Source organism: Acinetobacter sp. WC-743 (assembly GCF_000335555.1).
GTDB classification, from domain to species: Bacteria; Pseudomonadota; Gammaproteobacteria; order Pseudomonadales; family Moraxellaceae; genus Acinetobacter; species Acinetobacter bereziniae.
In genome coordinates this window covers 36,781-63,552 of record NZ_AMFQ01000046.1, presented here as the reverse complement: position 1 = coordinate 63,552, position 26,772 = coordinate 36,781, and the positions used below count along the sequence as shown (strand labels likewise).

Below are 26,772 nucleotides of genomic sequence, written 5' to 3'. Positions count from 1 at the left end.
AGCAACCATGTTTCAGCCCTAACATGAGATAAAGGTGGAAAAATTGCAACAATTTGCTATAGGTCAACGTTGGTTATCGGACACAGAAACTGAGTTAGGTTTAGGTGTATTGATTGATGTCGATGAACGTTCAATCAGTATTCTTTTTCCGAAAAGTGACGAAACTCGTGTCTATGCACGTAATAATGCACCTCTATCTCGTATTGTTTTCAATGTTAATGATGAAGTTCAAGATCAAGAAGGGATTAAATGGATTGTCGAATCCTTTGATGACCGCAATGGTGTGATTCGTTATAACGTGATTCGTACCTTGGACAATGGTGAGCAAGAGAAAAAGGCATTGAATGAAACGCGTATTGGTGCGCAAATTCAACTATCAAAACCTTTAGAGCGCTTACTCGCAAGCCAAATTGATTATAAGGAATGGTATGACTTGCGTATTGAGGCAATGCAGATGCAAGCCAATATGCAAACCTCTCCTTTACGTGGCTTGGTTGGCGCACGAGTTGGATTGATTCCTCACCAACTCTATATTGCACATGAAGTGGGTAAACGCTTTGCCCCACGTGTGTTATTGGCTGATGAAGTTGGTCTAGGAAAAACTATTGAAGCGGGATTGATCATTCATCAACAGCTTAAAACAGGTCGTTCTGAACGTATTTTGATTTTGGTGCCAGATTCACTGCAATATCAGTGGATGATTGAGATGCGTCGCCGTTTCAATTTAAATTTCTCACTGTTTGATTTGACTCGTACAGCTTCGATCAAAGAACACGATCCTGAACTCAATCCATTCTTGACTGAACAATGTATTATTGCTTCTGTAGACTTGATGATCGACCATGATGACTTGCGTGAACAAGCGATTGAAGCAGGTTTTGATTTGCTGGTTGTCGATGAAGCTCATCACTTGATGTGGAGTGAGGAAGAGGGTGGCAACGATCGTTACGATTTGGTTGAAGAGCTTGCTGAAAAGACAGAAGGTGTATTGCTTCTTACTGCAACACCTGAGCAGTTGGGTGTAGAAAGCCATTTTGCGCGTTTACGTTTACTTGATCCACAACGTTTTAGTTCACTTGATCGCTTCTTGGATGAAGAAGAGCAATATCATCATACTGCGAAAATCGCTGAAGTATTGATGTCGGATTTACCTCTTGAAGCCGAGCATTTGGCAGCAGTTGAAAAACTATTGGGTCATCCAATTGAAGATCAACCTGAACACCGTTTCCGTGCCATTCATGAACTTTTAGATCGTCATGGTACAGGTCGTATTTTATTCCGTAATACACGAGAAGCGATTCAAGGTTTCCCAGGACGTGATTGCCAGCCAGCAGCTTTGCCAGCACCAGAGAACTGGTCTAAAGATGGTAAATTACGTGAGCAAATGTGGCCGGAAGAAGGACAGCTTGATGGCGCATGGATGGAAACTGATCCACGTGTGACATGGCTCATGGAGCGTTTGCGTTCAGATTTAAAGCATAAAAAAGTGTTGTTGATTGCACGTAGTGGTCCAGTCGTTGAAGCGCTTGAAAATGCGTTACGTATCCATGCAGGGATTCGTACAGCAATGTTCCATGAAGGTATGAGCTTGTTGGAACGTGACCAAGCTGCGGCTTACTTTGCTGAAGATTCTTATGGTGCACAGATTTTACTGTGTTCTGAAATTGGTTCGGAAGGACGTAATTTCCAGTTTGCTTCGGATCTGGTACTTTTCGACTTGCCTGCAAATCCTGATGTATTAGAGCAGCGTATTGGACGTTTGGATCGTATTGGACAAGAAAATCGTATTCAGATTCATGTGCCTTATCTGATTGGTACTGCACAAGAGCGTATGTTCCGTTGGTATAATGAAGCACTCAATATTTTCAGTAATATTTCTCCAACAGCGCAAACGCTGCAAGAAAACTTTATTGTTGATTTAAAAGAATGTTTATTGGCAGATAAAGGACAGGCTTTCGAAGACTTGCTTGAAGCGGTCAATGTACAGCGTCAAGCGCTTGAAGCAGAGTTGCAAGATGGTCGTGACCGTCTGTTAGAGTACAATTCATGCCGTCCGATCGTGGCGCAGGAGATTGTCACTGCATTAGAAGACTATGATGACAACACTTTATTGCCGATGTTCATGAAGCGTTTTATGGCATCGACCAATATTGATTTCGATGAGCAAAGTAACGGTACTGTCATCATTAAACCGACAGACCAGATGCAAGTGCAAGGTTTGGATATTGATGAAGAAGGCATTACTGCGACATTCTATCGTGATCAGGCACAGATTCGTGAAGATGCACAATATTTAACACTTGAGCATCCTTTCACTGAAAGTGTGATGGAAATCATTCGTACTCAATCTTTTGGCAGTACCAATGTTGCAATTCTTAAAACCAATGCGCTTAAACAAGGGACGATCTTGTTAGAGGTTTGGTTTAAAGTAGATGTGATTGCACCAAAAGCTTTGAATCTTCCATCAAGTTTACCGACGCAATTGATTCGTGTTCTATTGACTGAAACAGGTCAGGACATTACCGCGAAGCTTGATCCAGAAATCATTAAGCCGTATTTGCATCATTTAGATAGTAATAGCTGTCGCCAAGTGGTTAAAGCTCGTCGTGAAGTGATTGAGCAGCGTTATGCTCAAGCGCTTGATATTGCAAAAGGTGCATTACCGCAACTTAAAGAACAAGCGAAAGAGATTTACGGTAGTAAATGGCAATATGAAATTGATCGCTTGAGCTATTTAAAACAATTTAATCCAAGTATTCGTACTGATGAAATTCAACGTTTACAGAAATTTCAGAAAGAAGGTTTAGCTTTATTGGATGGCTTGTCCGTAACACCAGAAGCCATTCAAGTATTGGTTGTGGTTAAACCTTAATTCGATTTCTAATTGTTGTATTAAAAAAGCTCCTTCGGGAGCTTTTTTGTATCTATTCATGGAGATTTATAGGATCAATGCATTGATGAATTGTTTGCTGGCGAATAAGTTTTAAGTAAATACATTCTGTTTTTCTTTTGAGTGATACCATTAAAGAAAACTTGCATAATATAGCGAGTCTATTAAAAAATCATACAGTAAATATAATTTTTAGACCGATAAAATCAATATATTGCTTGATGATATAAAGTTTGCAATGCCACGCTTTACATCTAAAGTTTAAATTGATTCGCGTAGGCGATACTTTACTTTTCAGAGATGAAAAGTAACAAAAATCTTTCGTCAGTCAAAGGGGATATCCATATCGCCCTTGACCGACGGCGACATCCATGTCGCCAACCGCGATAGCGACGATAAGTAAAATTGGCTGATAGAAAAAGCAAAGCTTATTTGATTTATATTAAGTGAATCATATTGATTGGTATGATTGTGACCAAAAATTAAAACACAATGTGCTAGCTTAATTGTAGCACCTGATATTTTATCAGTGAGATATCATGTTTGAGTAAGGGGCTATGATTGAGCCAGTATCAACCGTAAATAATTAGCGAATTTATATATACATCTCAATTCATTTTATGCTATTAAAATAAAGTGCTTTCCGTTTCAAGGATTGAATATGGATTGAAGTTTGTTTGTACATTGTCACTTTTTCATCCAATATTTTTTTCACATATTCATCAATCACATTTAAAGCTGAAAGCCTCTACCAGAGATAAAAATTTACAATAAATGGAAGAAACGATATGGAAAACAAGGATTTTGTTGAGTTTCATGATACCCATGTGCATTATTTACTTCACTGGGAAAAACATCTACCGCAAAAACAGGCATTTGTTCAGCCGCTTGCCAATGGGGAGGTGGTGTCTTATACATGGTCTGAAGTTGCATCACAAGTTCGACGAATGGCTGCTTACCTGCAATCCTTGGGATTACCTGAACAAAGTGCGATTGCGATTTATGGAAAAAATAGCGCAAATTGGATCATGGCAGATTTAGCGATTTGGATGGCTGGCTATGTCTCTGTACCACTTTATCCGACATTAAATGCTGAAGGTGCGACCTATGTACTTAATCACAGCGAAGCAAAATTATTGTTTATTGGAAAGCTTGACGGCAAAGCAGACAGTTGGAATGAAGTCAAACCCGTCATTCCACAAGACTTGCCATGTATCACTCTAAATTTATCACCTGAGTATGATGCACCCTCATGGAATGATATTGTTCAGACGACTGAACCGCTGCAAGACCCAGCTTTGCCAGATAAAAATACATTGGCAACCATCGTCTATACCTCGGGAAGTACCGGTGCACCCAAGGGGGTAATGCAAAGCTTTGGAACGATTTTGGCAGGTGCACGGGAACTTAAAACCATCTATCAAGTTAATGAGAATGACCGAGCATTATCTTATTTACCACTGGCTCATGTGGCTGAACGTATTTTTATTGAAACCTCGCTGATGGTGTGTGGATTCACTGTTTATTTTGCAAATTCGCTAGAAACGTTTATAGAAGATTTAAATCGTGCTAAACCTACCTTATTCTTTTCAGTTCCACGGCTTTGGACAAAATTTTATTTAGGAATTAATGAAAAAATTCCTCTACATGTCCAAAAAGTTTTGTTCAAAATTCCGCTTGTAGGCAATTTACTCAAAAAGAAATTATTAACTAAATTGGGATTAAATCACGTGCGTTATGCTTTTACAGCAGCAGCACCTTTACCGATTGATATCTTAATGTGGTACAGGAATTTAGGCTTGGAATTGCTCGAAGTCTATGGAATGACTGAAAACTGTGGCTATTCGCATGTCACACGAGTAGGACAGTTTGCCATGGGCTATGTTGGGCATGTGCAACCGAAGGTAGAATGTAAAATCGATGAAAATGGCGAAATTTTAGTAAAAAGCCCAGGAACCATGTTGGGGTATTATAAAAATCCAGAAAAGACAGCAGAAGATATCACTGCAGATGGATTTTTACGTACTGGTGATCTAGGTGAAATTGATCAACAAGGGCGTTTAAAAATCACAGGACGGATTAAAGACATTTTTAAAACCTCTAAAGGAAAATATGTCATGCCTGTTCCGACAGAACAGAAATTGGGGAACAATGCTTTAATTGAGTCTGTATGTGTGGGTGGTTCGAGCCAACCACAGCCTGTTGCTTTTATCATGTTGGCAGAGGATATACGGCTTCATTTAAAGCAGAATGGACAAAAAGATGATATTGAAAATACATTAAAAACTTTAAGGACGACAATCAACGAAGAGCTTGAGCCACATGAAAAGCTGAGTTTCTTTGTGATTGTCAATGAGCCATGGACTATGGAAAATGATTTGCTCACACCTACAATGAAGATTAAACGTAATAAGATTGAAAGCCGTTATGCACCATTTCTGGATAATTGGGCGCAACAAAAGCAAGAGATTGTTTGGGAATAATTGCTTGAAAACGACCAAATCAAACCTGTAAAAAAGACGCTTTAAAGCGTCTTTTGAATGAATGAGGTTTTACTTTGCATTCCACTTAAATCATTTCAGCTTGTTTAAGCTCAAGTTTGAGATAAGCATAGAAAACAGGTGCAATAATTAAGCCTGCAAGTCCGAAAAGAGATTCAAAAACCAGCATTGCCAATAATACTTCCCACGATGCTGCATGGATTTTGGTTCCAATAATTTTTGCATTGATAAAATATTCAAGTTTATGAATAAAGATCAAATAGAGCAGTGCAATACCGGCTGTAGATACTGAAATGGTCAAGCCTGCAATCACAATAATCGTATTGGAGAGTAAGTTCCCAACGATTGGAATAAGCCCAAAAATAAATGTCAGAATCACTAAGGTATTGGCAAAGGGCAACTGTACACCAAAAGCAGGGAGCAGTAGGTGTGAGAACAGCAAAAATAAGAAAGTATTAATCAATGAGATTTTAAATTGAGCAAAAACCACATTCTTAAAAGAGCTGGAAAGATTTTCAATCCGAGTGATCATGGCTCGTTTAAATGCAGGTTGGTCAGGTTGCGGATGTAGGCGATTTAATGAAACCAGTATTCCGACAATCATCCCGATGAGCATCGTGGCTAAGTTATGTAAAAAACCAGTTCCAGTATTTTTTAAAGTTGATAAATTATCTTTAATTAGATCAAAAGTTTGGTCTTTTAATTCAGTTAAAGAATAGGGAATAAAACTTGGGAAATACTGGGCAACTTCAAGTTGCAGTTTTTGTAGTGTTTGATCTACTTGATCGCTAATGGCATGGATTCCAGCACCTTGCAAATCATGTTGCACAAAACTGATAAGGCCGGTGATGCTCAATACAATCAGAGAAATAATAATGATCGCGAGTACAATACTGATGGTCAGTCGTGCTCGTTGACCATCAATATATTTTTCCGTGACCGTACCTAGACTGTTAATGATTTCAAAAACAACAAATCCTGCAAAAAAAGATGCGAGTAAATGTAGTGGAATGAGTAAAGACAAAAAGATCAGCATAAGCAAATAACTTGCAATAATGCTTTGACGATCATTTAACATTTTCATGTGAATTTGGCTCAATTATACAATTGATGTATGGGTCATAAAAACCGCAACTAAATTTAAACCGCTCTAGCTTTGGACGACAACAACTATTTTTATATATGAATCTTAATTCTATGTGAAATATTTTGCATCAATATTGAATGAAATATATTCTTTCACTATTGCTAAGTAATTAAAGTTATTCCGGCATAAAGATTTAAATGGCTTGAGTTCTCAATGAAAGCTCTAGATGGAAATTAAAAGTGAGTTGGCATTGAAATGCTAATCTGGATGAAAATGGATGACATCTTGCATATCATATAAACCAGATGGTTGAGTCATGCTCCACACTGCTGCGCGAACAGCACCCGTAGCAAAATTCATGCGATTGGTTGCAATATGTTTGATTTCAACTTGCTCACCATGACCAAAAAAAATCGTGCTGTGTTCACCCACGATATCTCCTCCCCGAATTGCTTGTAAACCAATACTTTGTGGATCTCGTTCAGCTTGATTGCCCGAGCGTTGATAAACGGCTAAATCAGAGAGAGATGTCTGCCTTACTTCGGAAATTGCATCAGCGTACATCAAGGCTGTCCCTGATGGGGCATCTATTTTATGGCGGTGGTGGGCTTCAATTATCTCAGCTTCAAAATCATGCCCGAGTAATTGTGCTGCTACACGTACCAAGTCGACTGATAAATTGACGCCTATGGAATAATTACCTGAATGTACAACAGTGATTGTTTGAGCTGCTTCTACAATACGCTGATTCAATGCTTCAGATAGACCTGTAATACCAATAATGATTGGTTTGTTTGCTTGTTGACAGGTTTCAAGGTGATGATACAAAGCTTCAGCTGTGGTGAAATCAATCACCACATCACAATTTTGAATAACTGCTGCTAAGTCTTCAGTAATGATGACATCTAAGGAGTCTCTATTGAAATATGTACCGAGTTCTTGACCAATACATGGACTTCCGGCTCTGCCTGTCGCAACCGTAATGTGTAATCCAGCTTGAATAGATGCTTGAACGAGCATTTGTCCCATTCTACCTGTCACACCAAGTATACCTACGCGGATATTCTGTTGATTTTTGCTCATTATTGGATGCTTATAATAGTATGAGGTCGTTGAAGTAAAGGGATTATTTAATTTGTGCTTCATCCAGATGACGAGAGCCTTCAAGTAACATCCGAATCATAATCATGGTTTGCTCCGCAACTTCCTTGCGTTCAGCGGCTGGCAAATCAATCACGTTCGCACCCATATTAAAGACCAACTGTGTAATGGCTTTAGCCACTAAATCAGGATGAGTCAGTTTACTGTGATTAATTCGCTCAATTCGAATCAAGTCTTCCTGTAATTCTTGTTGGAAGTAATTTAACTGTTTTTCAACAGCCAATTTATATTGTTTTGATCCAGTATAGCCTTCACGCAGTAATAAGCTTAGATTACCTTCATCGGCATCTAATTGTTCAATAAAAACTTCTACAGAACTACGAATAATACTGCTTTGTCTTACGGCCTTGATGCGTGCTTCATGCAAAATTTGACGCAATACCACACCTGAACGATCAATTAATTCAATCGCCAATTCATCGATGTCTTTAAAGTGTCGATAAAAGCTATTCGGCGCAATCCCAGCTTCACGAGCAACTTCTCTTAAGCTCAGTGAAGAAATACTTTTTTGTGGACCAATTAAATTTAATGCTGCTTGGAATAATTCTTCTTTGGTAATGGTTGCTTTGCGTCCAACGGTACGTACAGAAACTTTTTCAAGCTCATGAATTTGATCTTGAACAGAAGAGGCGTTCTGAGGTAATGCTGACGTTGGATTCATAAATTATCAAATCTTTAAAATATTTTTCATTATAGCGGTTGCGATTACATAAGTGAAATGTCTAGATACAATACGGTTATATATACAAATATATATACATGTGTATAATAATTAAAATTCACTCAGATGGTGAGCTCAACATGCACGCTATTGAAAAGCAAAAATCTCCTGTAACGTCTATATTTGATATGGTATTGGGGAATGATACTGCCAATTTTTGGCTACAAAAAATTAATCCTTTGTGGTCTGTTCAACAAGCATTAGGGGAAATTGTTGAAAAGAAACAATCAGCTGCAGACACTGTAAGTCTAAAAATTAAAACGAATCGTCATTTTAAAATGGGGCAGGCAGGTCAACATCATCCAGTCGTGGTTGAAGTCAACGGTCGACGCTATGAGCGTACATATAGTCTGACACAACTGGATCAACAACATGTCTTGCTTACTGTAAAAAAAGTTGAAAAAGGTGTTGTTAGTCAATGGTTGATTGATCATATCCAAATCGGTGACATCATTGAGTTTGGTCAACCTTATGGCGATATGCTGCTTCCTGAAACGGTACATCCACTGATTTTATTGGCAGCGGGCAGTGGCATCACACCGATGTACAGTTTGATTCAGGCTTTATTATCGAAACATCAAATGGATCAACAGCCTGTACATCTACTGTATTGGGTTAAAAAGCAAAGTGATGTGGTGTTTCAGCAATATTTTGAACAATTGTCACAGCAATATCCGCAATTTAAATTCGATGTATTTTATACACAAGAAGCACCAGCGGATACACGTTTGAATACAGAGTATCTCTACCTGATTAAAAACTTAGAACTGAGTACAGTCTATGCCTGTGGACCATCAGGTTTTGTCGCAACAGCAGAACAGTTGTTTGAAAATGCCAAACAATTTAGAAGTGAGGCATTTAGTTTAAGCCCTGTAAAATCAGATGATACAGGCTTTGTAAATGTTACTTTAACTAAATCCAATAAAGTGATAGCAATTCCAAAAGGGCAGGCAATTTTAGTCGGTCTAGAACAGCAAAATGTTAAACCAGAGCATGGCTGTCGAATGGGAATCTGCAATAAATGTGCATGCAATAAAGTGCAGGGCGCAACGCAAAACTTGGTAAATGGTCAAGAGAATGCGGAACCAAATAATTTACTGAGAATCTGTGTAAATACAGCTCAGACTGATTTAGTGATTGATATTTAAGCGAGTTTTACCATGAATATGCCAGTTAAAATTCAATATTTTAAAAATACCAAAAATCGTGAACTGAGTCAGACTGAGTTGGATGAACTTGCACGAGAGTTGGATGCGATTAAGCAAGAAGTGCTGGATGATATTGGCGAGAAAGATGCCAAATACATTAAAAAAGTATATGCCGCTATTCGTTATAGCAGTATTTTAGGACGCGCCTGTTTGTTTGCAGGTTGGTTCCCACCCGCGTGGTTATTAGGGACAGGTTTACTCAGCTTTGCAAAGATCATGGAAAATATGGAACTTGGTCATAATGTCATGCATGGGCAATATGATTGGATGAATGATCCACGTTTTAAAGGAACAACTTACGAATGGGATATTGTGGGGACGTCTGACAATTGGCGTCAAACCCATAACTATAAACATCATACCTATACCAATATTAAAGGCATGGATGATGACATTGGTTATGGCTTGCTACGCCTGTTTCCAGAACAACGTTGGAAGCCGGGTTTTCTGCTTCAGCCTTTATACGCAATTCCTTTCTGCTTATTGTTTCAGTGGGGGGTTGCGATCCAAAACCTGGAAATCGGAAGATTAATCTATAAGCGAAAAACATGGGCGCAATTTAAAGAAGAATGGAAACCAACACAGAAAAAAATCGGTAAGCAGTTTTTTAAAGATTACCTATTTTTTCCTTTGATTGCTGGTCCAGCTGCTTTGCCAGTATTTACTGGTAATTTAGTGGCAAATGGTATTCGTAATATTTGGACATTTAGTATCATTTTTTGTGGTCACTTTACCAAAGATGTTGAAGTTTTTCCTAAGACTGTTTTACAGGATGAAAGCCGTGGTCATTGGTATATGCGTCAGATTCGGGGTTCTTCAAATCTCACAGGGTCTGAAGCATTCCATATTTTAACAGGGCATTTGAGCCATCAGATTGAGCATCATTTATTTCCAGAAGTACCTGCGCGCCGTTATCGTAAAATGGCACCTAAAGTGGAAGCCGTATGTAAAAAATATGGTTTGAACTACAACAATGCCAGTTTGCTTAAGCAGTATGGTCAGGTACTCGGACGTATCGTGAAATATGCTTTTCCATTTAAAAAATAATGAATGCTTTAATATGAAAGCCACTTTTGAGTGGCTTTTTTATTGTCATTGTTTGATTTTTTTGAGTAAACTCTAGTCAAAGGTTATTTCTGCGAATAATGAAAATGATTCAAAAACAATTAGAAGATATACAAAGCTGGTTAGAACAGCATGCGCCACAAATTGCCAAGCAATCATTGAATCCTGCGGCAAACAGTGTCGAGATTGAAGGCTTTGAACATCAGATTTCAAGAACATTGCCAGAAGGTTTTAAAGCACTCTACCGTTGGCATAATGGTATGAATGAAGAAGAGAACCTTGGAAGTTTGTTTTATGGTATGGCGTTTTTATCTCTTGCCACAATTGAAAATAGACGACTAGAGCTTGCAGATCTTGTGGATGAGCTTTTTGTGTTAGAACATGCCGATCCGCAAATTAACCCAAGTAATGCTTATCATCGAGATTGGATTCAGTTTGCACATGACGGTGGAAGAACTGGTTTATATTTGGACTTAGCACCGACAGCTTTAGGTGTCAGTGGGCAGGTCATTTTTATTGATCATGATTATAACGTGGGGATTTTGGTTGCCAATTCGATTGATGACTTACTCCAACAGTTTTGTCAGGATTTACAAGCTGACTTATATCAGTTGAATGAAGAGGCATTAGAAGATGAAAATGAATTTCTAGAAACTGATCCAACGATTGATATCATTAATTGGCATATGAGTGAACGATGGGCACGCCCTGATTTTGAGTAAGTTTTAATTGTGTTGTAAGCACTGTGAGAGAGGTGAATGATTAAATTTCCTAAACTTCAAGATTTCCAGTATGTGTCTGAATTCCAGCATTGGTTTGCCAGCATTGAAAATCAATGGGTTGATGTATTGATTCCAAATGAATATGCCGAGATATTTCCTGAGCAACAGTTTGACTTTTTAAAACTTGCTGAACCTTTGGTTACAGACTTGGTGCAATTTGGAGAACAGTATATTCAGCAATTTTCTGCCTTGGATTTAAGCAATGGTGAATTAAACTCAATCCGATATCATGCATTTAATCATATCTCTTGTATTGAACTTTGTTATATCTTTGAACAAGATCCAAATTTTTTATGGAGTGTCGCCTTTGAACAAAACCCTCAAAGGGGGGATAGGCTTGATGTCGAGTGTTCAAGTTTAGATTATGGCTATAACGCTATTATTTTACATCGGGAACCGATCTAAACGCAGATCTGAATGGTTGGTTTGGATTAAAGAAATAAATCATATCCCATCCGTCCAATTAGAAAGATCAAAAGAATCAGAAAGAAAATTCGAATAAAACCACTCCCATATTTAAAGGCGAGGGCGGTTCCTGCGAGAGAGCCGAGTACATTACATACGGCTAAAATAATTCCTGCCATCCATAAAATATGCCCTGCGGGAATAAAGAAAAACATTGCGGAAATATTGGTGGCAACATTGACCAATTTTGCAGAAGCTGAGGCATTTAGAAAATCAAAAGCAAATACTTTAACAAACAAAAACAGCAAGAAGCTACCTGTACCTGGTCCAAAAATTCCATCATAAAAACCAATCAATGCACCAAAAAATAGACCAAGTGCAATTTCTTTTTTTCCAGTTTGTAAAACTGTGTGGATCTTACCTAAATCTTTTTTGGCAAAAGTGTAGATTGCAATCAAGATAAGCAAAAAGAATACGATATAGCGCATCAATTCTTTTGGAATTAAGGAAACAGACATCGCACCGAAGAATGAAAATATAAATGCTGCCAACATGGTCGGCAAGATAAGTTTCCAATTGATAGTCACTTTCTTAAAGTAAGCAAATGCAGATGACACTGTACCTGCCATAGCAATAATTTTATTGGTTCCAAAAACAGTGGCTAAACTTCGAGTCGGAAAAGCATGCATTAACGCAGGTAGGAGTACTAATCCACCACCACCCACGGCAGCATCAATTAAACCCGCGCAAAACGCAAAGAACCCCAAACTCAGCAGTATTGTTTCGTATTCCATTACAGAAGTTCTAACTTTTTTTAAGAAAACAATCATAAAAGATATTCGAATAAAAGTAATTAAAAAAGCACAAATCTCATGTTTTGAGATTTGTGCTTAAATTAAAAACAATTTGAAATTCTAAACTGATTTGCCAACCTGATTAGAAATTAACTGAAGTTTGCAAATAGAAAGTGCGTGGTTGCCCTACATACTTTCCACCTGTTGAATCAGAGGAACGAGTAAAATATTCTTTATCAAATACATTTTTAATACCAGCTGCGATTTTTAAACCATAAAAATCTTGACCAAAATCATAGCCTGTACGCACAGCAAAAGTCGAATATCCAGGTATGTTCCCGATACGACCATCTGCACTTTCTACAGTTTGATAAATATTACCTGAGCCAGGTGCATGTTGTTTAGATTGAGCAAACATATCAGCATTGACTGACCATTTTTCAAATGTATAGCCCAGACCTAAATTCCCTACATGACGTGAATAGTAAGGGAGATCTTTGCCTTCAAATTTGCCAGCCTCTGAGACAGCTTTGGTAAAGGTATAATTACTATAGACTTTCAGACCTTCAAGCATGTCATAGAGATGCCCAAAATCGTAATTTAAGCCCAACTCTATACCTTTATGACTGGTTGCACCAAGATTGGTCCAGATCCCTGTACCAATATTATCAGGACGTTCTAATATCAGTTCTTTGTCAAAGTCCAAGTAGAATACAGTGAGTTCTGCGTTTAAACCATTGCCAAGGTATTTGGTACCAATTTCATAGTTATTAGATTTTTCGGGGTGTAATCCATCTAGTGTCGTAACGGCTTGTCCTGCATCAACTTTTGCTAACTGATTATATTGTTGAGGACCAAAGGAAACAGCTGCATTGGCAAAGATATTCCATTGATCATTGAAATTGTATTGCAATGCTAAGCTTGGTAGAAATTCATCCGATTTGATTTTTGGATGTACTGTATTGATGAATTTTCCACTTTGATAAGCGCTATAATCATTATGTGTTTTAATCGATTCAAAACGTACACCCGGGGTAATGGTGAATGCGCCTAATCCAAAACGGTTATCTATATAGAGTGCATGGGCTTTGGTTCCACCTTCACTGATTGTATTGGCTAAACGTTCGCCTGGTATACCTGTTGCCGTGTTATATGGTGTTGTACGACCTGAAAATTCAGAACTGTCTTCTTGTAAATAACGATAGCCTACAGTCACCTCATTATTCATATTACCCAAGCTATAGGCACGTGAATAACGTGGCTCAATTCCAAAGTATTTATAATCACGTGGAGAGTTGCTAATTCGACTATTTGCAGTACCTTCAATGGCAGACTCTAGATCACTGGTACGGAAAGAATCGACGTAATAGCCTAACACTTCAAAATTATTCAGTTCGTCTTTATGGCTATATTTCACAGAAACATCAGAACGTCGACCTGCAAAATAATTTCGAAATTGATTGGATTGGTAAGGATTTTTTGCATAGTCAGCGGTGGTTAAACCCTCAGGCATTTCACCGCGACCTTCATAATGATGCAGATTGACCGCCAAAGCATCTTGGTCATTAAACTGATATGAAGATTTCAACATCACATCATCAATATCAATGTCATTATTGGCTTCACGATAACCATTCCCTTTGGTTCCAGAATAGAGTAAGGCAAGCCCTAAACCATTCTCCATTGTTCCGCCAACAAATAGGTTTGGGCTGTACTTCAGTTGGTCTGTTCCTGTAGCAAACTCAGTTGTTAAGCCAACTGAACCTGATAATTTCTCAGGAATTGCACGCGTATTGAAGTTGATGATGCCTCCGACATTTTGAGGTCCGAAGCGAACTGTACCTGCACCACGAACGACATCAATAGATTCAATATTACCCATTGACACAGGTGCCATAGATAATTGTGGTTGTCCATAAGGTGCAAAGGATAATGGAACACCATCCATCAAAACTGTAGAGCGTGGCGAGAGACGAGAGGTGAGACCGCGTACACCTAAATTGAGTGATACATCACTTCCACCAGTACCATTACTGTCTTGAACTTGCACACCAGGAACTTGCTTTAGTGCATCACGAATGGAGGTCACCGCAGATTCATCCATTTTTTTACGATCAACAATGCTACGTGCACCAGCATGTTTATGCACTTTTTCAGCATTGGCCTCTTCAAGCCAATTTCCTTCAGCTTGGACGGTAATTGTTTTAAGGGCTTTAGGCGTATCTTCTTGGATATCCTCTGCATAAGATGCTACGGATATAAAACTGAATGAAACTGCAATCGCAAGACTCAGAGGGCTTGGTTTGAACGCTGAGTGACAGCGTGTGTTGTGAATCGAAATATTCATATGCGCTTAAAAATTTGGAATTGTGCGTATCTTAATCTGTTCAATATTATTTTTAAATCATGATGATTATCATTTAAAACTATGGTTTGGTTAAAATAAGTGGAATTTGTAATAAACAATCAAATTGTTAGGCATAAAGACTTAAAAACCGTGCCTAAGCACGGTTTCTATCAATCTGATTTTTTCTATGAATCTGATTTAAAGTTAAATCAACGAGATTATTTAAACTGGATAGAACCATTGGCATTTACTGTGATCTTCGACTCACCAGCAGCCATATTTTGTCCACCAGCATCGGCAGCTTCAAACTTAGCCATAGATGCACGTGCGGCATAAATCGGTTGTGGATAAGAGTTGCTGGTATTGATGTTGATATTCACCAAGTTATAAGACGATTTGTTCCATGCTTGCGTTAAAATTTGCGCACGTTGCTGGAAGTTTTTCGAAGCTTCAACCATTAATTCATTTTCAACTTTTTTACGTTGTTCATCAGACACTGTGAAATTAATTGACTGGGTTTGGAAGCTGTTTTGCAATTCATTGATTAGTTGGCTTGCTGCTTTAAAGTCTTTACTTTCGATTTGGATTTCAGCACGACCACGCCAATCTTTTAACTTTTGATTGTCATTGTCATATACAGGATAGGTGGTTTGTGAACCTGTTTCGACTTTAACTTGTGGATATTTTTTAGAGATCGCAATGGCTTGATTCATTAATTGAGTGATTTGTGCGGAAAGCTCGGCAGGCTGTTTGTTGGTTTTTTCAATAAACAGTACGGCATGCATTTCATCATTAGACACTTGACGTGTCGCATCTGCTTGAACATTTACGATGTTGTAGTTTAGCGGATCATTATCAGCTGCCATTGTCATTGTGCTCAGTGTAGTTCCCAGAAGTAAAGTGGTTAAGGCTAAGTAACGCATAAGTCATCCTTAAAAATTGTTTGATTAAATTTTATGACCAAAAGATATATTGTATAAATTGAATCTGTTTTTGATGATAATGGTAGTTTGTGGAAAAACTATGGCGGATTTTGTGGTGCATTTGTAATAATTTACATAGAAATTGCAATAATGTTTTATTTAAAAATTTTTTAAAATGAATTATTTACGCACTTATAGAATATTGGATTTGTATAAGATCGTGTCTTATAGGTAAAGTGATTTTAATTGTCTACTTTTCTTTGCTTTGTCACATAGTATGATAATAATACTTGAACTGGATTGAGCTAAATGTTTTTTTCGATAAATGGAGAGTAGATAAGTACATAAAAGTTATTTATTTTCTTGTAAAAAACTGTATTATCGCGCTCCTAGTTATGAATATTAAAAGCTCTCTAACTAGATTTCTATAAAGCACCGAGTCAAAGGACCACAAGTCACCCGACTTATTTCTTTCAACCCATATCAGAGATGGTAATTCGATATGAGCGTTACTTCTGTAAATCCTGCTGCCACTTCCACAAACGAATACTACTTGACTCGCCAAAGTCAGATGGAATCGAATGTTCGTAGTTATCCACGTAAATTACCGTTAGCGATAGCGGAAGCACATGGTTGTTGGGTTACCGATGTTGAAGGTACAAAGTACCTCGATTGTTTAGCTGGGGCAGGAACATTGGCTTTAGGCCATAACCATCCTGCGGTGATTAAAAGTATTCAAGACACTTTAGCAAGTGGTTTACCTTTACATACTTTAGATTTAACAACGCCTTTAAAAGATGCTTTTACTGAAGCACTACTTGAACAACTCCCAGGTGGAAAAGAAGAGTATTGTCTACAGTTCTGTGGTCCATCTGGTGCAGATGGTACAGAAGCAGCGATTAAGTTGGCAAAAACATATACTGGTCGTAGTACTGTGATCAGTTTCTCTGGTGGTTACCATGGTATGACACATGGTGCACTAGCGATGACAGGTAACTTATCTGCTAAAAATGCGGTGAATGGCTTAATGCCAGGCGTACAATTTATGCCATATCCGCATGAATACCGTTGTCCACTAGGGATCGGCGGTGAAGCAGGTGTAGATGCTCTTACCTATTATTTCGAGAACTTCATTGAAGATGTCGAAAGCGGTGTGACCAAACCTGCTGCTGTAATCCTTGAAGCGATTCAAGGTGAAGGTGGTGTTGTGTCTGCACCTGCAAAATGGTTGCAAAAAATCCGTGAAGTGACTGAACGTCATAATATCGTGTTGATTTTAGACGAAGTCCAAGCTGGCTTTGCACGTTCAGGTAAAATGTTTGCCTTTGAACATGCAGGTATTGAACCTGATGTTGTGGTGATGTCAAAAGCAGTGGGTGGTAGCCTACCATTGGCTGTATTAGGGATTAAACGTAAGTTTGATGCTTGGCAGCCAGCAGGTCATACGGGGACTTTCCGTGGTAACCAACTTGCTATGGGTACTGGTCTTGCAACGATTAAAACAATCAAAGAGCAAAATCTGGCGAAAAATGCACAAGAACGTGGTGATTTCTTACAAGCTGAATTGAAAAAATTAGCCCAAGAATTCCCATGTATCGGTAATGTTCGTGGTCGCGGTTTGATGATCGGTGTTGAAATTGTGGATGAGCGTAAGCAAGCAGATCATATGGGTTCGCTTCCTGCTGATTCACAATTGGCAGCTGCAATTCAAACAGCATGTTTTAACAATAAACTATTGTTAGAAAAAGGCGGTCGCAGTGGTACGGTGATCCGTCTACTTTGTCCGTTGATCATTACTCAAGAAGAGTGTGAAGATGCAATTGCGCGCTTTAAGAAAGCTGTTGCAGAAGCTCTTGTTGCAGTTCGAGGCGCTTGATTTATGGTAGATTTTGCAGAACATCGTAAAGCGTTACTCTGCAATGATGCTCAATCTATTGCTGACTATGAGTCAGCAATGGCTGAGGCGACTAAAGCAGTCGCAGCATGGTTGCAAAACGATAAAATGTACACAGGCGGAAGTATCAAAGAACTTCGTGAAGCGATTTCTTTTGCGCCGTCTAAACAAGGTTTAGGACTTCACCAGTCGCTTGAGCGTATGGTTGAACTTTTCCTTAATAAAAGTTTAAAAGTACATCACCCACATTCTTTAGCACATTTGCACTGTCCAACGATGGTGACCAGTCAAATTGCTGAAGTGTTGATTAATGCCACAAACCAGTCAATGGACTCTTGGGATCAAAGCCCAGCAGGCTCATTGATGGAAGTTCAATTAATCGATTGGTTGCGTCAAAAAGTAGGTTATGGTTCAGGTCAAGCAGGGGTGTTCACTTCTGGCGGTACACAGTCTAATTTGATGGGTGTACTGTTGGCGCGTGACTGGTGCATTGCCAAGAATTGGAAAGATGAGGATGGTCGTCCTTGGTCTGTTCAACGTGACGGTGTTCCAAACGAAGCGATGCGTAATGTCAAAGTGATTTGCTCTGAAAATGCACATTTCTCTGTTCAAAAGAACATGGCGATGATGGGCATGGGCTTTCAGTCGGTTGTGACTGTACCAGTCAATGAAAATGCACAGATGGATGTCGATGCACTAGAAAAAACTATGGCGCATTTACAGGCTGAAGGCAAAATTGTTGCTTGTGTTGTTGCGACTGCTGGGACAACCGACGCTGGTGCGATTGATCCATTGAAAAAAATCCGCGCAATCACCAATAAATATGGCGCGTGGATGCATATCGACGCAGCATGGGGTGGTGCACTGATCTTATCAAATGATTACCGTTCAATGCTTGATGGCATTGAATTGTCTGATTCGATCACCTTAGACTTCCATAAGCACTATTTCCAAAGCATTTCATGTGGCGCGTTCTTGTTGAAAGATGAAGCGAACTATCGTTTCATGCATTATGAAGCTGAATATTTAAATTCGGCTTATGATGAAGAACATGGCGTACCAAACCTTGTTTCGAAGTCTCTACAAACAACGCGTCGTTTCGATGCGTTAAAATTGTGGATGACCATCGAAAACCTAGGTGAAGAGCTTTATGGTTCAATGATTGATCATGGCGTTAAACTTACTCGCGAAGTGGCAGATTACATCAATGCTACTGCTGGTTTGGAAATGCTGGTTGATCCACAATTTGCATCGGTGTTGTTCCGTGTCGTTCCAGAGAATTACCCTGTGGAATTACTGGATACATTGAATCAAAACGTTGCAGATGAATTATTTGCACGTGGTGAAGCAAATATTGGTGTGACTAAAGTGGGGCAGGTGCAATCTTTGAAAATGACCACTTTAAGCCCAGTTGCAACTTTAGATAACGTGAAGAATCTTCTTGCTTTGGTATTGGACGAAGCAGATCGTATCAAAGCAGCAATCGCTGATGGTACATATACGCCTGCAATTGACTAGGTTTAAACTATGTTGATTGAAATGAAATAGACTTTGTTTATTTCAAAAAACGCCCGATGAATTTCATTGGGCGTTTTTTATTTAAAGGTGTTTTGATCTAAAATATAGTCAACCTGTCAAAGAACTCAGACGCAAGAATATAATCTCTTTTGATTAAATCAATTCCCTGTAAGAATAAATTATTTGCTTGTAAAGAAGCTTGCAATGCCACACCTTGCATTCAAAGTTTAAATACCTCCACCCAACGGCGACATCCATGTCACCCCACGGTAGGGTAACCATCTAGAACCTAAAAGCACAAAAAACGAATTGATCACCTAGTTTTTAAAGTTCATACAGAAACATAAGCTTCATTTATGATCAAATACTTGGTCATAAAAAAAAGAGATCTTATCGATCTCTTTTTAAATTGAACTTTGACTTAAAAATTACACATTGAGCTATTACGGGTCAAGTCAGGTCCCCAAGTACGATAACCTTGAGTATCAATATGGATTTGTCCTGAAGCATATAGACCTAAGCCCATGTTTAAGCTTTGACCGTACTGTGACCAAAATTGACACAGTTTAAACTTGGTGTGTTCAATATAAGCATAATCTTCAGGTTGAGGGTTTTCAGGACCTATACGAAAGTCGATGGCTGAATTAAATAAATGACGTGAAGAGCCAGCGCCACCCGCACATTGATTCAATGGTAGGTCACGATAAACTGAAGTAACCGTAAAGTCTGTTAAAACTTTGGATGCAACCAGATATTTGAACACTTTCAATGTCGGTAATTGATTATTCCATAGCTCTCGACTTGGAATCATATATTCTGATTTACCGCATTTTTCCCAATCCCGTGCAGTTTTAAATAATTCAAAACTTGGAATAATATTTCCTGCATTGTTTTGTTCAAGAAAACGTTCATAACCACGCGCACGAGACTGGTTGTCACCATACATTAACCATTGACGATAAGAGGCGGGCATGGTTTTTTGTGGGATGGGTCGTTCAATCGTAATTTTTTCTTCAGGAATATAAATACGTTGACCATGCGGTGTGCTAATTGTTGGATTCTTTTGAGGGGAAGATGTACATCCGGCCAGAATCATTGTAGTAACACCGACAGCAAGTAGACCTTTCAAAATAAATTTCATTCTCAATATTAGCTAAAGCAAGTAACGGAGTATTCTAGTCTAGTTTAGGTTGGGTATTATGAATAAATTGCAAATAAATGTATAAATTACATATTTAAATGCAAAAAAGATCAGCCTAAGCTGATCTTTTAGAACAATACTTATTTTTCTAAATACTGTAATTTGTCTGGCTTACCATTCCATTCTTCACGATCTTCGGGTTGATCGCCAATTTGGGTAATGTTCGGCCATTTTTGTGCAAGTTCAGCGTTTAATTCAATAAAGACTTCTTGACCTTCAGGTAATTCATCTTCTGAGAAAATTGCATTTGCAGGGCACTCAGGTTCACATAATGCACAGTCAATACATTCGTCTGGGCTAATCACAAGGAAATTAGGACCTTCATAAAAACAGTCTACTGGACATACTTCTACGCAGTCTTGATATTTACACTTAATACAATTTTCAGTGACAACAAAGGTCATGGCGTCAGCTACCTAAAAATATGGTTCTAATTAATAATGGTGTATTTTAGGGAAAACGCGACAAAGTAACAATTGCTTTTATTGATATTTAATATAGAAGAACCTGCTGAATCAATTTTTTTTATAGTAAGAAGGTTTATTTTGTGATGTATTTCTCATTTATGTGAGTATGAGTAATAATTATAGAGAAAGTATAGTTAAAAAAATGCTAAGCATATTAAAAATAGGGCATAACTGTAATATTGAAAAAACACAAAAATTATTTTATTGCTTGAAAAATAAACCGAACATGCTGTCTGTTTAGACTGAATGATCGTTGACTATATTTCTCTATATGGACTATTCGCTGAGATTATAGATTAAATGGATATCCTCGGGTTCCAAAGACCATAGTTGATGATCAGGCTTTTCTAAAAGCTTTGCGCCTTGCTTGAGATAAAAATCGACTGTACGTTGAGTGGGAGTTGCTGAAATATAGAGTTGTTTTGCACCTAACTGTTTTGCAGATTTAATGGCTGTTTGCATCAACTGACTGCCAATGCCATGACTTTGATGGTGGGCATCTACATAAAAATATTGCAGTAGCTTCGCTTGAGGATAATCAGTAATTTTTTGATTTGATACGACCTGAACTGCGATGAGTTGATTTGACGGAGTAAAGCCACCTATGCAAATTGCACCTTGTTGGCAAAGATGTTTGATCAAAGGTGGGTCATTTTCTAGATGATACTGATCCCAACACAGAACATCATAAAAGCAGTCAATACGCTGAAGTTGTTGGCTGTGTTGTAGATACATATGTGTGATTAACTCTTTTCGATCAATCTGTTGCCAAATTAAATCAATCTCAGCGTATTGTAATGGTCTAAAGGAAATCTTAATTTTACAGCCCTCAAATCGGTTTTAATGACTTTTTATACATCAAAACTTTATGTTTTTGAATTTAGATAATCGGTTTACTTGTAATACATTTTTCCAGAACCCTCTTAAACAATAAACAGGTCCTGGGATATTGGTCTATGACTTTAAAGCAGCTTTCAGTGCATACAATTGTTCAAGTGCTTGGCGAGGAGTTAAATCATCTAGGTCGATATTTGCCAAAGTATCGAGCACTGGAGAAGGTTTAATAATTTCAATGACTTTTTCAATTTCAATAATCTGCTCCTGTGTTTCAGGTTCAGGTTGGTCAACATTGGCAAATAGATCATTTTGTACAACGGATTGCAATTGTTGCTGTTGTTGCTTCTCTAAAATTTTTAAGCGTTTTTGTGCTTCTTTAATCACCCCAGCAGGAATCCCTGCAAGTTTTGCAACTTGTAAACCATGGCTTTGACTGGCAGGACCTTGCTGTACTTTATGCAATAAAATCAAATTACCATTCAATTCTTTAGCAGTGACGTGATAATTATCAATTGCGACTTCTTTTGATAATTCGGTTAATTCAAAATAATGGGTTGCGAATAAACATAAGCATTTGATGCGTTTAGTTAAGTCGAGTACACATGCCCAAGCCAGTGACAAACCATCATAAGTACTTGTACCCCGACCAACCTCATCCATCAGCACTAAAGACTGATTGGTGGCATGGTGCAAAATTTGAGAGGTCTCAGTCATTTCAACCATGAAGGTAGATTTACCTGTAGACAAATCATCTGCAGAACCAATACGGGTAAAGATACGATCTATAGGTCCTAGTTTTGCAGCTTTTGCAGGAACGAAACTACCGCAATAGGCAAGTAGACTGATTAATGCGGTTTGACGCATAAAGGTCGATTTACCCCCCATATTTGGTCCAGTAATGATCGCCATACGATGATTAAAATCAAGCTGGGTATCATTTGGCGTAAATGGTGCTTTACTTAATGATTCGACCACGGGATGACGACCAGCAGTAATTTTAATGCCGATATCGGGGCTATATTCTGGTCGATTCCAATTGTTTAAACGTGCTTGATGCGCAAAGTTAGCCAATAGGTCAATATGTGCAATGGATGCACTCATCATTTGCAAATTGGCAATGTCTGCTCTTAATTCATCTAACAACATTTCAAAGAGTAGCTTTTCTCTAGCCAATGCTCGAGATTCACTGGAAAGCACTTTGTCTTCAAAGGATTTTAACTCTGGGGTAATGTAACGCTCAGCATTTTTCAAGGTTTGGCGACGTATATAATGTTCAGGTGCTTGTTCTGCCTGAGCACGGGTGAGTTCAATATAGTAGCCACTCACACGGTTATAGCCAATTTTTAAGGTATTGATACCCGTTGTTTCACGTTCTTTAATTTCCAGATCAATTAAAAATTGCCCTGCATGATCCCGGATTTTACGAAGTTCATCTAATTCAGTATCAAAGCCTTCTGCAATGACATTGCCATCACGCAATAAAACAGGAGGGTGTTCAACAATGGCTGACATTAAACGTTGGTGTAATCCATTAAAATCACCCAATTCTTCATTTAATTGTCCAATTAATTTAGATTGTTGAGTATTGAGAATGGGTTGCAGGGCATGCCTTAAAAATGGGATTTGGGCGCATGCCTGACGCAGTTGTACCAAATCACGTGGACGAGCACTTCCAAGAGCGACTCGACTTAAAACACGCTCAATATCTCCAATTTCTTTAAGCACTAAACGTACAGGCGCTTCATGATAACCTTTGAGCAATGTATCTGTGGCGTCTAGACGCTCATCGAGTATTTGTGTATCGCGTATGGGTTGCATCAGCGTACGTGCAAGCAATCGGCTGCCCATTGCAGTTTGGCAATCATTGATCAAACTAAATAATGATGTTCCATGTTCAAAGAGTGGATCAATAATTTCTAAATTACGACGTGTGACAGGATCGAGCGCAATGAAATCAGAACTTTGTTCTAACTTAATTGAACGAATATGCGGTAATGCCGTTTTTTGGGTTTCTTTCGCATAATGAAGTAAGGCAGCAGCTGCGGCTTTAGCCAGCGGTAAATGATCAATCCCAAAGCCAGAAAGTGTGGAAACAGCAAACTGATCACATAAGGTTTTTTGTGCATTATTTAAATTAAAATCAACATTAGGGCGTTTGGTGATTGGACACTCAATTTGTTTTTTTATTTGCTCAATAATATTCGGGTCGACAATGTCTTCATCGACTAGAATTTCACTTGGCATTAATCGTGCCAGTTCAATCGCTAAATTTTCAGATTTAAAATCTTGCTGCTGTACTTTAAAAATACCTGCACTTAGGTCAAGTAAGGCGATACCGATTTGATTTTGCTGAAAGCATAAGGCAACAAGATTGGAGGATTGTGTTGCCGTCAATAAGGCATCATCAGTTAACGTTCCTGGTGTAATGATTCTGACTACGCCGCGTTCAACAGGTCCTTTTCCTGTGACTTCACCAATTTGCTCACAGATCACCACCGCTTCGCCTTTTTTGACTAGACGAGCCAAGTAGCCTTCAGCTGCATGATAAGGTACACCCGCCATTGGAATAGGTTCGCCGTTGGCTTTCCCACGGTGCGTAAGCGTGATTCCAAGCAGTTTGGCAGCTTTTTTTGCATCATCAAAGAACAGTTCGTAAAAGTCGCCCATGCGATAGAACATTAATGAATGTGGATGTTGCATTTTTACTTTTAAATATTGCTGCATCATTGGGGTGTGAGATGATAAGTCAGCCGTTATTTCTGTGTTATTCATGTACATGAAATCCCTGAATTTAAGCAAAAAATATAAATCTAAAAAAGCCTGGCCGTCTAACCGAATCCAATTTTTCTGAGTGAATGTGAACTAATCAAAGCGGAAGTATACCTTGAAGTGTACTTGTGATTGTTGAAATTAAATCAACAAAGGGGAGACGATTAGCTCAATTTCTCTAAGCTCCATCTTAGCAAATTGAGGAGGATTAATAAAAAATAATCCTGAGATGAGTGAGGAAATAAACAGCAAAAAGAAAGATGGCGCTATCTGCACGGGTCATTAATAAAATGAGAAAGAAGATGCTGTAAACAAGGGGGGAAGAATATTAGTCAAGTTAAAAAGTTGGCTATTTTTGGTAATTTGTAATCTAAATTTGAAAGAACTCAAAAGGGCTTATTTGAGTTGGCATCCATTTTGCTTTTCTTAATTTAGTCCTATCATTGAGCTAATTTATGAAATTAATTAGAAATTCTTTATTTACCCAAGTCATTATTGCTTTATTTTTGGGATGTTTATTTGGGTATTTTTCTCCAGAAATTGCTAAGAATTTCCAAGTTTTAGGTACAGGATTTGTCAAATTAGTTAAAATGCTTATTGCTCCACTTATATTTTGCGTGATTGTTTTAGGTATATATGGTGCTGGCGATTTAAAGAAAGCAGGTAAGGTTGGTGCAAAGACTTTAATTTATTTCGAGGTCATGACCTCAATTGCACTTGTACTAGGGCTCATTGTTGCATATATCTTTAAACCTGGTCATGGAATGAATGTAGATTTATCAACATTAGATGCATCACAGTTGGAAAAATATAATGAGAATATTCATGCTGTTACTGGAGTATCAGATTTTTTCTTAAACATGATTCCTCAAACTGCTGTAGGAGCATTTACAGGGAATGATGTTCTTCAAGTTGTTGTTTTCGCTATTCTGTTCGGTGTTGCATTATCAATGCTTCCTAAAGATACTAAGGTTCCAGTGGCATCTTTGATTGATAAGATTTCTCAAGTTATTTTTAAAATAATGGCGCTTATTGTGAAATTGGCACCTATAGGCGTTTTTGGTGCAATCGCTTTTACTGTAGCTCAATTCGGAATTGCAACGCTTGTTAATCTAGGCTATTTGATACTCATTTACTATATGACCGTTATTTTCTTTGTCGTTGTCATACTTGGACTCATATTAAAATTATTAGGGTATAACATTTTTAAATTCATAAGATACTTTAAAGAAGAAATTTTGATTGTCTGTGGGACATCATCATCTGATTCGGTGTTACCACAAGTCATGTATAAATTAAAAAAACTCGGTATTAAAGACACAACTGTAAGTCTTGTTATTCCATCTGGATACTCTTTTAATCTTGATGGATTTTCAATCTACTTGACACTTGCTGTTGTCTTTATTGCACAGGCTACTGGCGTTCATCTATCAATTTCAGACTTACTCATCATCTTGCTTATAACTTTGTTTACTTCAAAAGGTGCGCATGGTATTCCTGCATCAGCAATTGTTGTTTTAGCTGCTACGTTATCCAGCTTTCCAATTATACCTGCAATTGGTTTAGTGCTGATTCTTTCAATAGATTGGGTGATCGGAATTATTCGAGCAGTCAGTAACTTAATTGGCAACTGTGTTGCTACCTTAGTCATTGGCTCTTGGGAAAAAGATGTAGATGTTCAACAGGTACAACGTATGCTAAATGATCCTAATTGGGCTAAGTCTGAGCTAGTTCAAACACCACCCCAATTAAAACCTATTGATGAAAAATCCATAATATATTGATGATTCGATGAAAAGAATGCCAATAAAGTTGATTGGCATTCTTGAAATAGCAAATTACTTTAGGTAAAAGCCATTTCCTGATCATTTCTTATTTTTTCTGAATATTTATTCAAAATTATCTTTCTATGTTTGATTTCACTCACCCAATTTAATTGAACCTTAACTTTGACGTTGGTTGACCTTAACGATCTGTTTAGCACATAAATCGATTATTTTGAGGGGAGATTACCTTTGACTTTAGTGATGAGAATCAGACAATACATTTTTAAATACTTTATATAAGCCAAGTATGGGCATGGCAACGTTATGTGCAAACTAATTAAGATATTGCTATAACAATAGAATGAAAATAAATGGAGTTATTGACCGATATAGTCATCTACATTAACGTTTTAGTGTCATGAAAAAAAATATTCAC

At 38.0% G+C, this 26,772-nt stretch carries 19 protein-coding genes; 9 read left to right on the top strand and 10 right to left on the bottom strand.

The window, feature by feature from the left end; genetic code table 11:
- The first annotated feature begins 34 nt into the window (after window positions 1-34).
- Both rapA and ACINWC743_RS06815 read left to right on the top strand, forming a co-directional pair.
- The gene (rapA, locus tag ACINWC743_RS06820; protein ID WP_009584839.1) at window positions 35-2,872 is read left to right on the top strand and encodes an RNA polymerase-associated protein RapA; all 2,838 of its coding nucleotides are present in this window, start codon (window positions 35-37) and stop codon (window positions 2,870-2,872) included.
- 806 nt (window positions 2,873-3,678) lie between these two features.
- Window positions 3,679-5,373 (top strand): AMP-binding protein, encoded by a 1,695-nt coding sequence (locus ACINWC743_RS06815; protein WP_009584879.1) that lies wholly within the window; start codon window positions 3,679-3,681, stop codon window positions 5,371-5,373.
- A gap of 85 nt (window positions 5,374-5,458) precedes the next feature.
- Here the strand turns inward: ACINWC743_RS06815 and ACINWC743_RS06810 are convergent, their stop codons facing one another.
- The 3 genes from ACINWC743_RS06810 to fabR form a co-directional block, all read right to left on the bottom strand.
- The gene (locus ACINWC743_RS06810; RefSeq protein ID WP_004831423.1) at window positions 5,459-6,475 is read right to left on the bottom strand and encodes an AI-2E family transporter; all 1,017 of its coding nucleotides are present in this window, start codon (window positions 6,473-6,475) and stop codon (window positions 5,459-5,461) included.
- 261 nt (window positions 6,476-6,736) lie between these two features.
- Entirely contained in the window at window positions 6,737-7,561 is an 825-nt protein-coding gene (dapB, locus tag ACINWC743_RS06805) for a 4-hydroxy-tetrahydrodipicolinate reductase (RefSeq protein ID WP_035300531.1), read from the bottom strand.
- Window positions 7,562-7,604: 43 nt separating this feature from the next.
- Window positions 7,605-8,300 (bottom strand): HTH-type transcriptional repressor FabR, encoded by a 696-nt coding sequence (gene fabR, locus ACINWC743_RS06800; protein ID WP_005029927.1) that lies wholly within the window; start codon window positions 8,298-8,300, stop codon window positions 7,605-7,607.
- A gap of 140 nt (window positions 8,301-8,440) precedes the next feature.
- Here fabR and ACINWC743_RS06795 point away from each other — a divergent pair, with 140 nt between their 5' ends.
- The 4 genes from ACINWC743_RS06795 to ACINWC743_RS06780 all read left to right on the top strand — a co-directional run bounded on the left by ACINWC743_RS06795 (window position 8,441) and on the right by ACINWC743_RS06780 (window position 11,820).
- Window positions 8,441-9,508: a ferredoxin reductase gene (locus tag ACINWC743_RS06795; RefSeq protein WP_005029926.1), complete on the top strand. Its 1,068-nt coding sequence runs from the start codon at window positions 8,441-8,443 to the stop codon at window positions 9,506-9,508.
- 12 nt (window positions 9,509-9,520) lie between these two features.
- Window positions 9,521-10,615 (top strand): fatty acid desaturase family protein, encoded by a 1,095-nt coding sequence (locus tag ACINWC743_RS06790; protein WP_009584869.1) that lies wholly within the window; start codon window positions 9,521-9,523, stop codon window positions 10,613-10,615.
- 98 nt (window positions 10,616-10,713) lie between these two features.
- Window positions 10,714-11,355, top strand: a complete 642-nt coding sequence (locus ACINWC743_RS06785; RefSeq protein ID WP_009584886.1) for an SMI1/KNR4 family protein — start codon at window positions 10,714-10,716, stop codon at window positions 11,353-11,355.
- A 36-nt stretch (window positions 11,356-11,391) separates the two neighbouring features.
- Complete coding sequence (locus ACINWC743_RS06780; protein WP_005029923.1) at window positions 11,392-11,820, top strand: hypothetical protein; 429 nt, start codon at window positions 11,392-11,394, stop codon at window positions 11,818-11,820.
- Window positions 11,821-11,846: 26 nt separating this feature from the next.
- Here ACINWC743_RS06780 and ACINWC743_RS06775 read toward each other — a convergent pair whose 3' ends face one another.
- The 3 genes from ACINWC743_RS06775 to ACINWC743_RS06765 form a co-directional block, all read right to left on the bottom strand.
- Window positions 11,847-12,614: a sulfite exporter TauE/SafE family protein gene (locus ACINWC743_RS06775; protein WP_009584887.1), complete on the bottom strand. Its 768-nt coding sequence runs from the start codon at window positions 12,612-12,614 to the stop codon at window positions 11,847-11,849.
- A 142-nt stretch (window positions 12,615-12,756) separates the two neighbouring features.
- On the bottom strand, window positions 12,757-14,961 hold the full coding sequence (locus tag ACINWC743_RS06770; RefSeq protein WP_009584834.1) for a TonB-dependent receptor family protein: 2,205 nt from the start codon (window positions 14,959-14,961) through the stop codon (window positions 12,757-12,759).
- A 218-nt stretch (window positions 14,962-15,179) separates the two neighbouring features.
- Entirely contained in the window at window positions 15,180-15,884 is a 705-nt protein-coding gene (locus ACINWC743_RS06765) for an SIMPL domain-containing protein (RefSeq protein WP_004831412.1), read from the bottom strand.
- A 502-nt stretch (window positions 15,885-16,386) separates the two neighbouring features.
- On the opposite strand from ACINWC743_RS06765, the gene ACINWC743_RS06760 reads away from it, so the two are divergent.
- Both ACINWC743_RS06760 and ACINWC743_RS06755 read left to right on the top strand, forming a co-directional pair.
- Window positions 16,387-17,760 carry a diaminobutyrate--2-oxoglutarate transaminase gene (locus ACINWC743_RS06760; RefSeq protein ID WP_004831411.1) on the top strand — a complete coding sequence of 458 codons (1,374 nt, stop codon included), beginning with the start codon at window positions 16,387-16,389 and terminating at the stop codon, window positions 17,758-17,760.
- Window positions 17,761-17,763: 3 nt separating this feature from the next.
- Entirely contained in the window at window positions 17,764-19,296 is a 1,533-nt protein-coding gene (locus ACINWC743_RS06755; protein WP_009584847.1) for a pyridoxal phosphate-dependent decarboxylase family protein, read from the top strand.
- A 421-nt stretch (window positions 19,297-19,717) separates the two neighbouring features.
- On the opposite strand, the gene ACINWC743_RS06750 is transcribed toward ACINWC743_RS06755, so the two are convergent.
- The 4 genes from ACINWC743_RS06750 to mutS all read right to left on the bottom strand — a co-directional run bounded on the left by ACINWC743_RS06750 (window position 19,718) and on the right by mutS (window position 24,573).
- Window positions 19,718-20,437, bottom strand: a complete 720-nt coding sequence (locus ACINWC743_RS06750) for a D-Ala-D-Ala carboxypeptidase family metallohydrolase (protein ID WP_004831408.1) — start codon at window positions 20,435-20,437, stop codon at window positions 19,718-19,720.
- 140 nt (window positions 20,438-20,577) lie between these two features.
- Window positions 20,578-20,901, bottom strand: coding sequence for a ferredoxin FdxA (gene fdxA, locus ACINWC743_RS06745; protein WP_004831407.1), 324 nt, complete (start codon window positions 20,899-20,901; stop codon window positions 20,578-20,580).
- A 339-nt stretch (window positions 20,902-21,240) separates the two neighbouring features.
- Window positions 21,241-21,777: a GNAT family N-acetyltransferase gene (locus ACINWC743_RS06740; RefSeq protein ID WP_049044730.1), complete on the bottom strand. Its 537-nt coding sequence runs from the start codon at window positions 21,775-21,777 to the stop codon at window positions 21,241-21,243.
- A 141-nt stretch (window positions 21,778-21,918) separates the two neighbouring features.
- Window positions 21,919-24,573 (bottom strand): DNA mismatch repair protein MutS, encoded by a 2,655-nt coding sequence (mutS, locus tag ACINWC743_RS06735; protein WP_009584902.1) that lies wholly within the window; start codon window positions 24,571-24,573, stop codon window positions 21,919-21,921.
- A gap of 452 nt (window positions 24,574-25,025) precedes the next feature.
- Between mutS and dctA the strand changes: the two genes are divergently transcribed.
- Window positions 25,026-26,354, top strand: coding sequence for a C4-dicarboxylate transporter DctA (gene dctA, locus ACINWC743_RS06730; RefSeq protein WP_009584901.1), 1,329 nt, complete (start codon window positions 25,026-25,028; stop codon window positions 26,352-26,354).
- Window positions 26,355-26,772 lie beyond the last annotated feature (418 nt).

Coding starts and splice junctions, on each gene's coding strand:
- ACINWC743_RS06815 (WP_009584879.1), top strand. CDS start 3,679: ATGGAAAACAAGGATTTTGTTGAGTTTCATGATACCCATGTGCATTAT.
- ACINWC743_RS06810 (WP_004831423.1), bottom strand. CDS start 6,475: ATGAAAATGTTAAATGATCGTCAAAGCATTATTGCAAGTTATTTGCTT.
- dapB (WP_035300531.1), bottom strand. CDS start 7,561: ATGAGCAAAAATCAACAGAATATCCGCGTAGGTATACTTGGTGTGACA.
- fabR (WP_005029927.1), bottom strand. CDS start 8,300: ATGAATCCAACGTCAGCATTACCTCAGAACGCCTCTTCTGTTCAAGAT.
- ACINWC743_RS06795 (WP_005029926.1), top strand. CDS start 8,441: ATGCACGCTATTGAAAAGCAAAAATCTCCTGTAACGTCTATATTTGAT.
- ACINWC743_RS06790 (WP_009584869.1), top strand. CDS start 9,521: ATGAATATGCCAGTTAAAATTCAATATTTTAAAAATACCAAAAATCGT.
- ACINWC743_RS06785 (WP_009584886.1), top strand. CDS start 10,714: ATGAAAATGATTCAAAAACAATTAGAAGATATACAAAGCTGGTTAGAA.
- ACINWC743_RS06780 (WP_005029923.1), top strand. CDS start 11,392: ATGATTAAATTTCCTAAACTTCAAGATTTCCAGTATGTGTCTGAATTC.
- ACINWC743_RS06775 (WP_009584887.1), bottom strand. CDS start 12,614: ATGGAATACGAAACAATACTGCTGAGTTTGGGGTTCTTTGCGTTTTGC.
- ACINWC743_RS06770 (WP_009584834.1), bottom strand. CDS start 14,961: ATGAATATTTCGATTCACAACACACGCTGTCACTCAGCGTTCAAACCA.
- ACINWC743_RS06765 (WP_004831412.1), bottom strand. CDS start 15,884: ATGCGTTACTTAGCCTTAACCACTTTACTTCTGGGAACTACACTGAGC.
- ACINWC743_RS06760 (WP_004831411.1), top strand. CDS start 16,387: ATGAGCGTTACTTCTGTAAATCCTGCTGCCACTTCCACAAACGAATAC.
- ACINWC743_RS06755 (WP_009584847.1), top strand. CDS start 17,764: ATGGTAGATTTTGCAGAACATCGTAAAGCGTTACTCTGCAATGATGCT.
- ACINWC743_RS06750 (WP_004831408.1), bottom strand. CDS start 20,437: ATGAAATTTATTTTGAAAGGTCTACTTGCTGTCGGTGTTACTACAATG.
- fdxA (WP_004831407.1), bottom strand. CDS start 20,901: ATGACCTTTGTTGTCACTGAAAATTGTATTAAGTGTAAATATCAAGAC.
- mutS (WP_009584902.1), bottom strand. CDS start 24,573: ATGAATAACACAGAAATAACGGCTGACTTATCATCTCACACCCCAATG.
- dctA (WP_009584901.1), top strand. CDS start 25,026: ATGAAATTAATTAGAAATTCTTTATTTACCCAAGTCATTATTGCTTTA.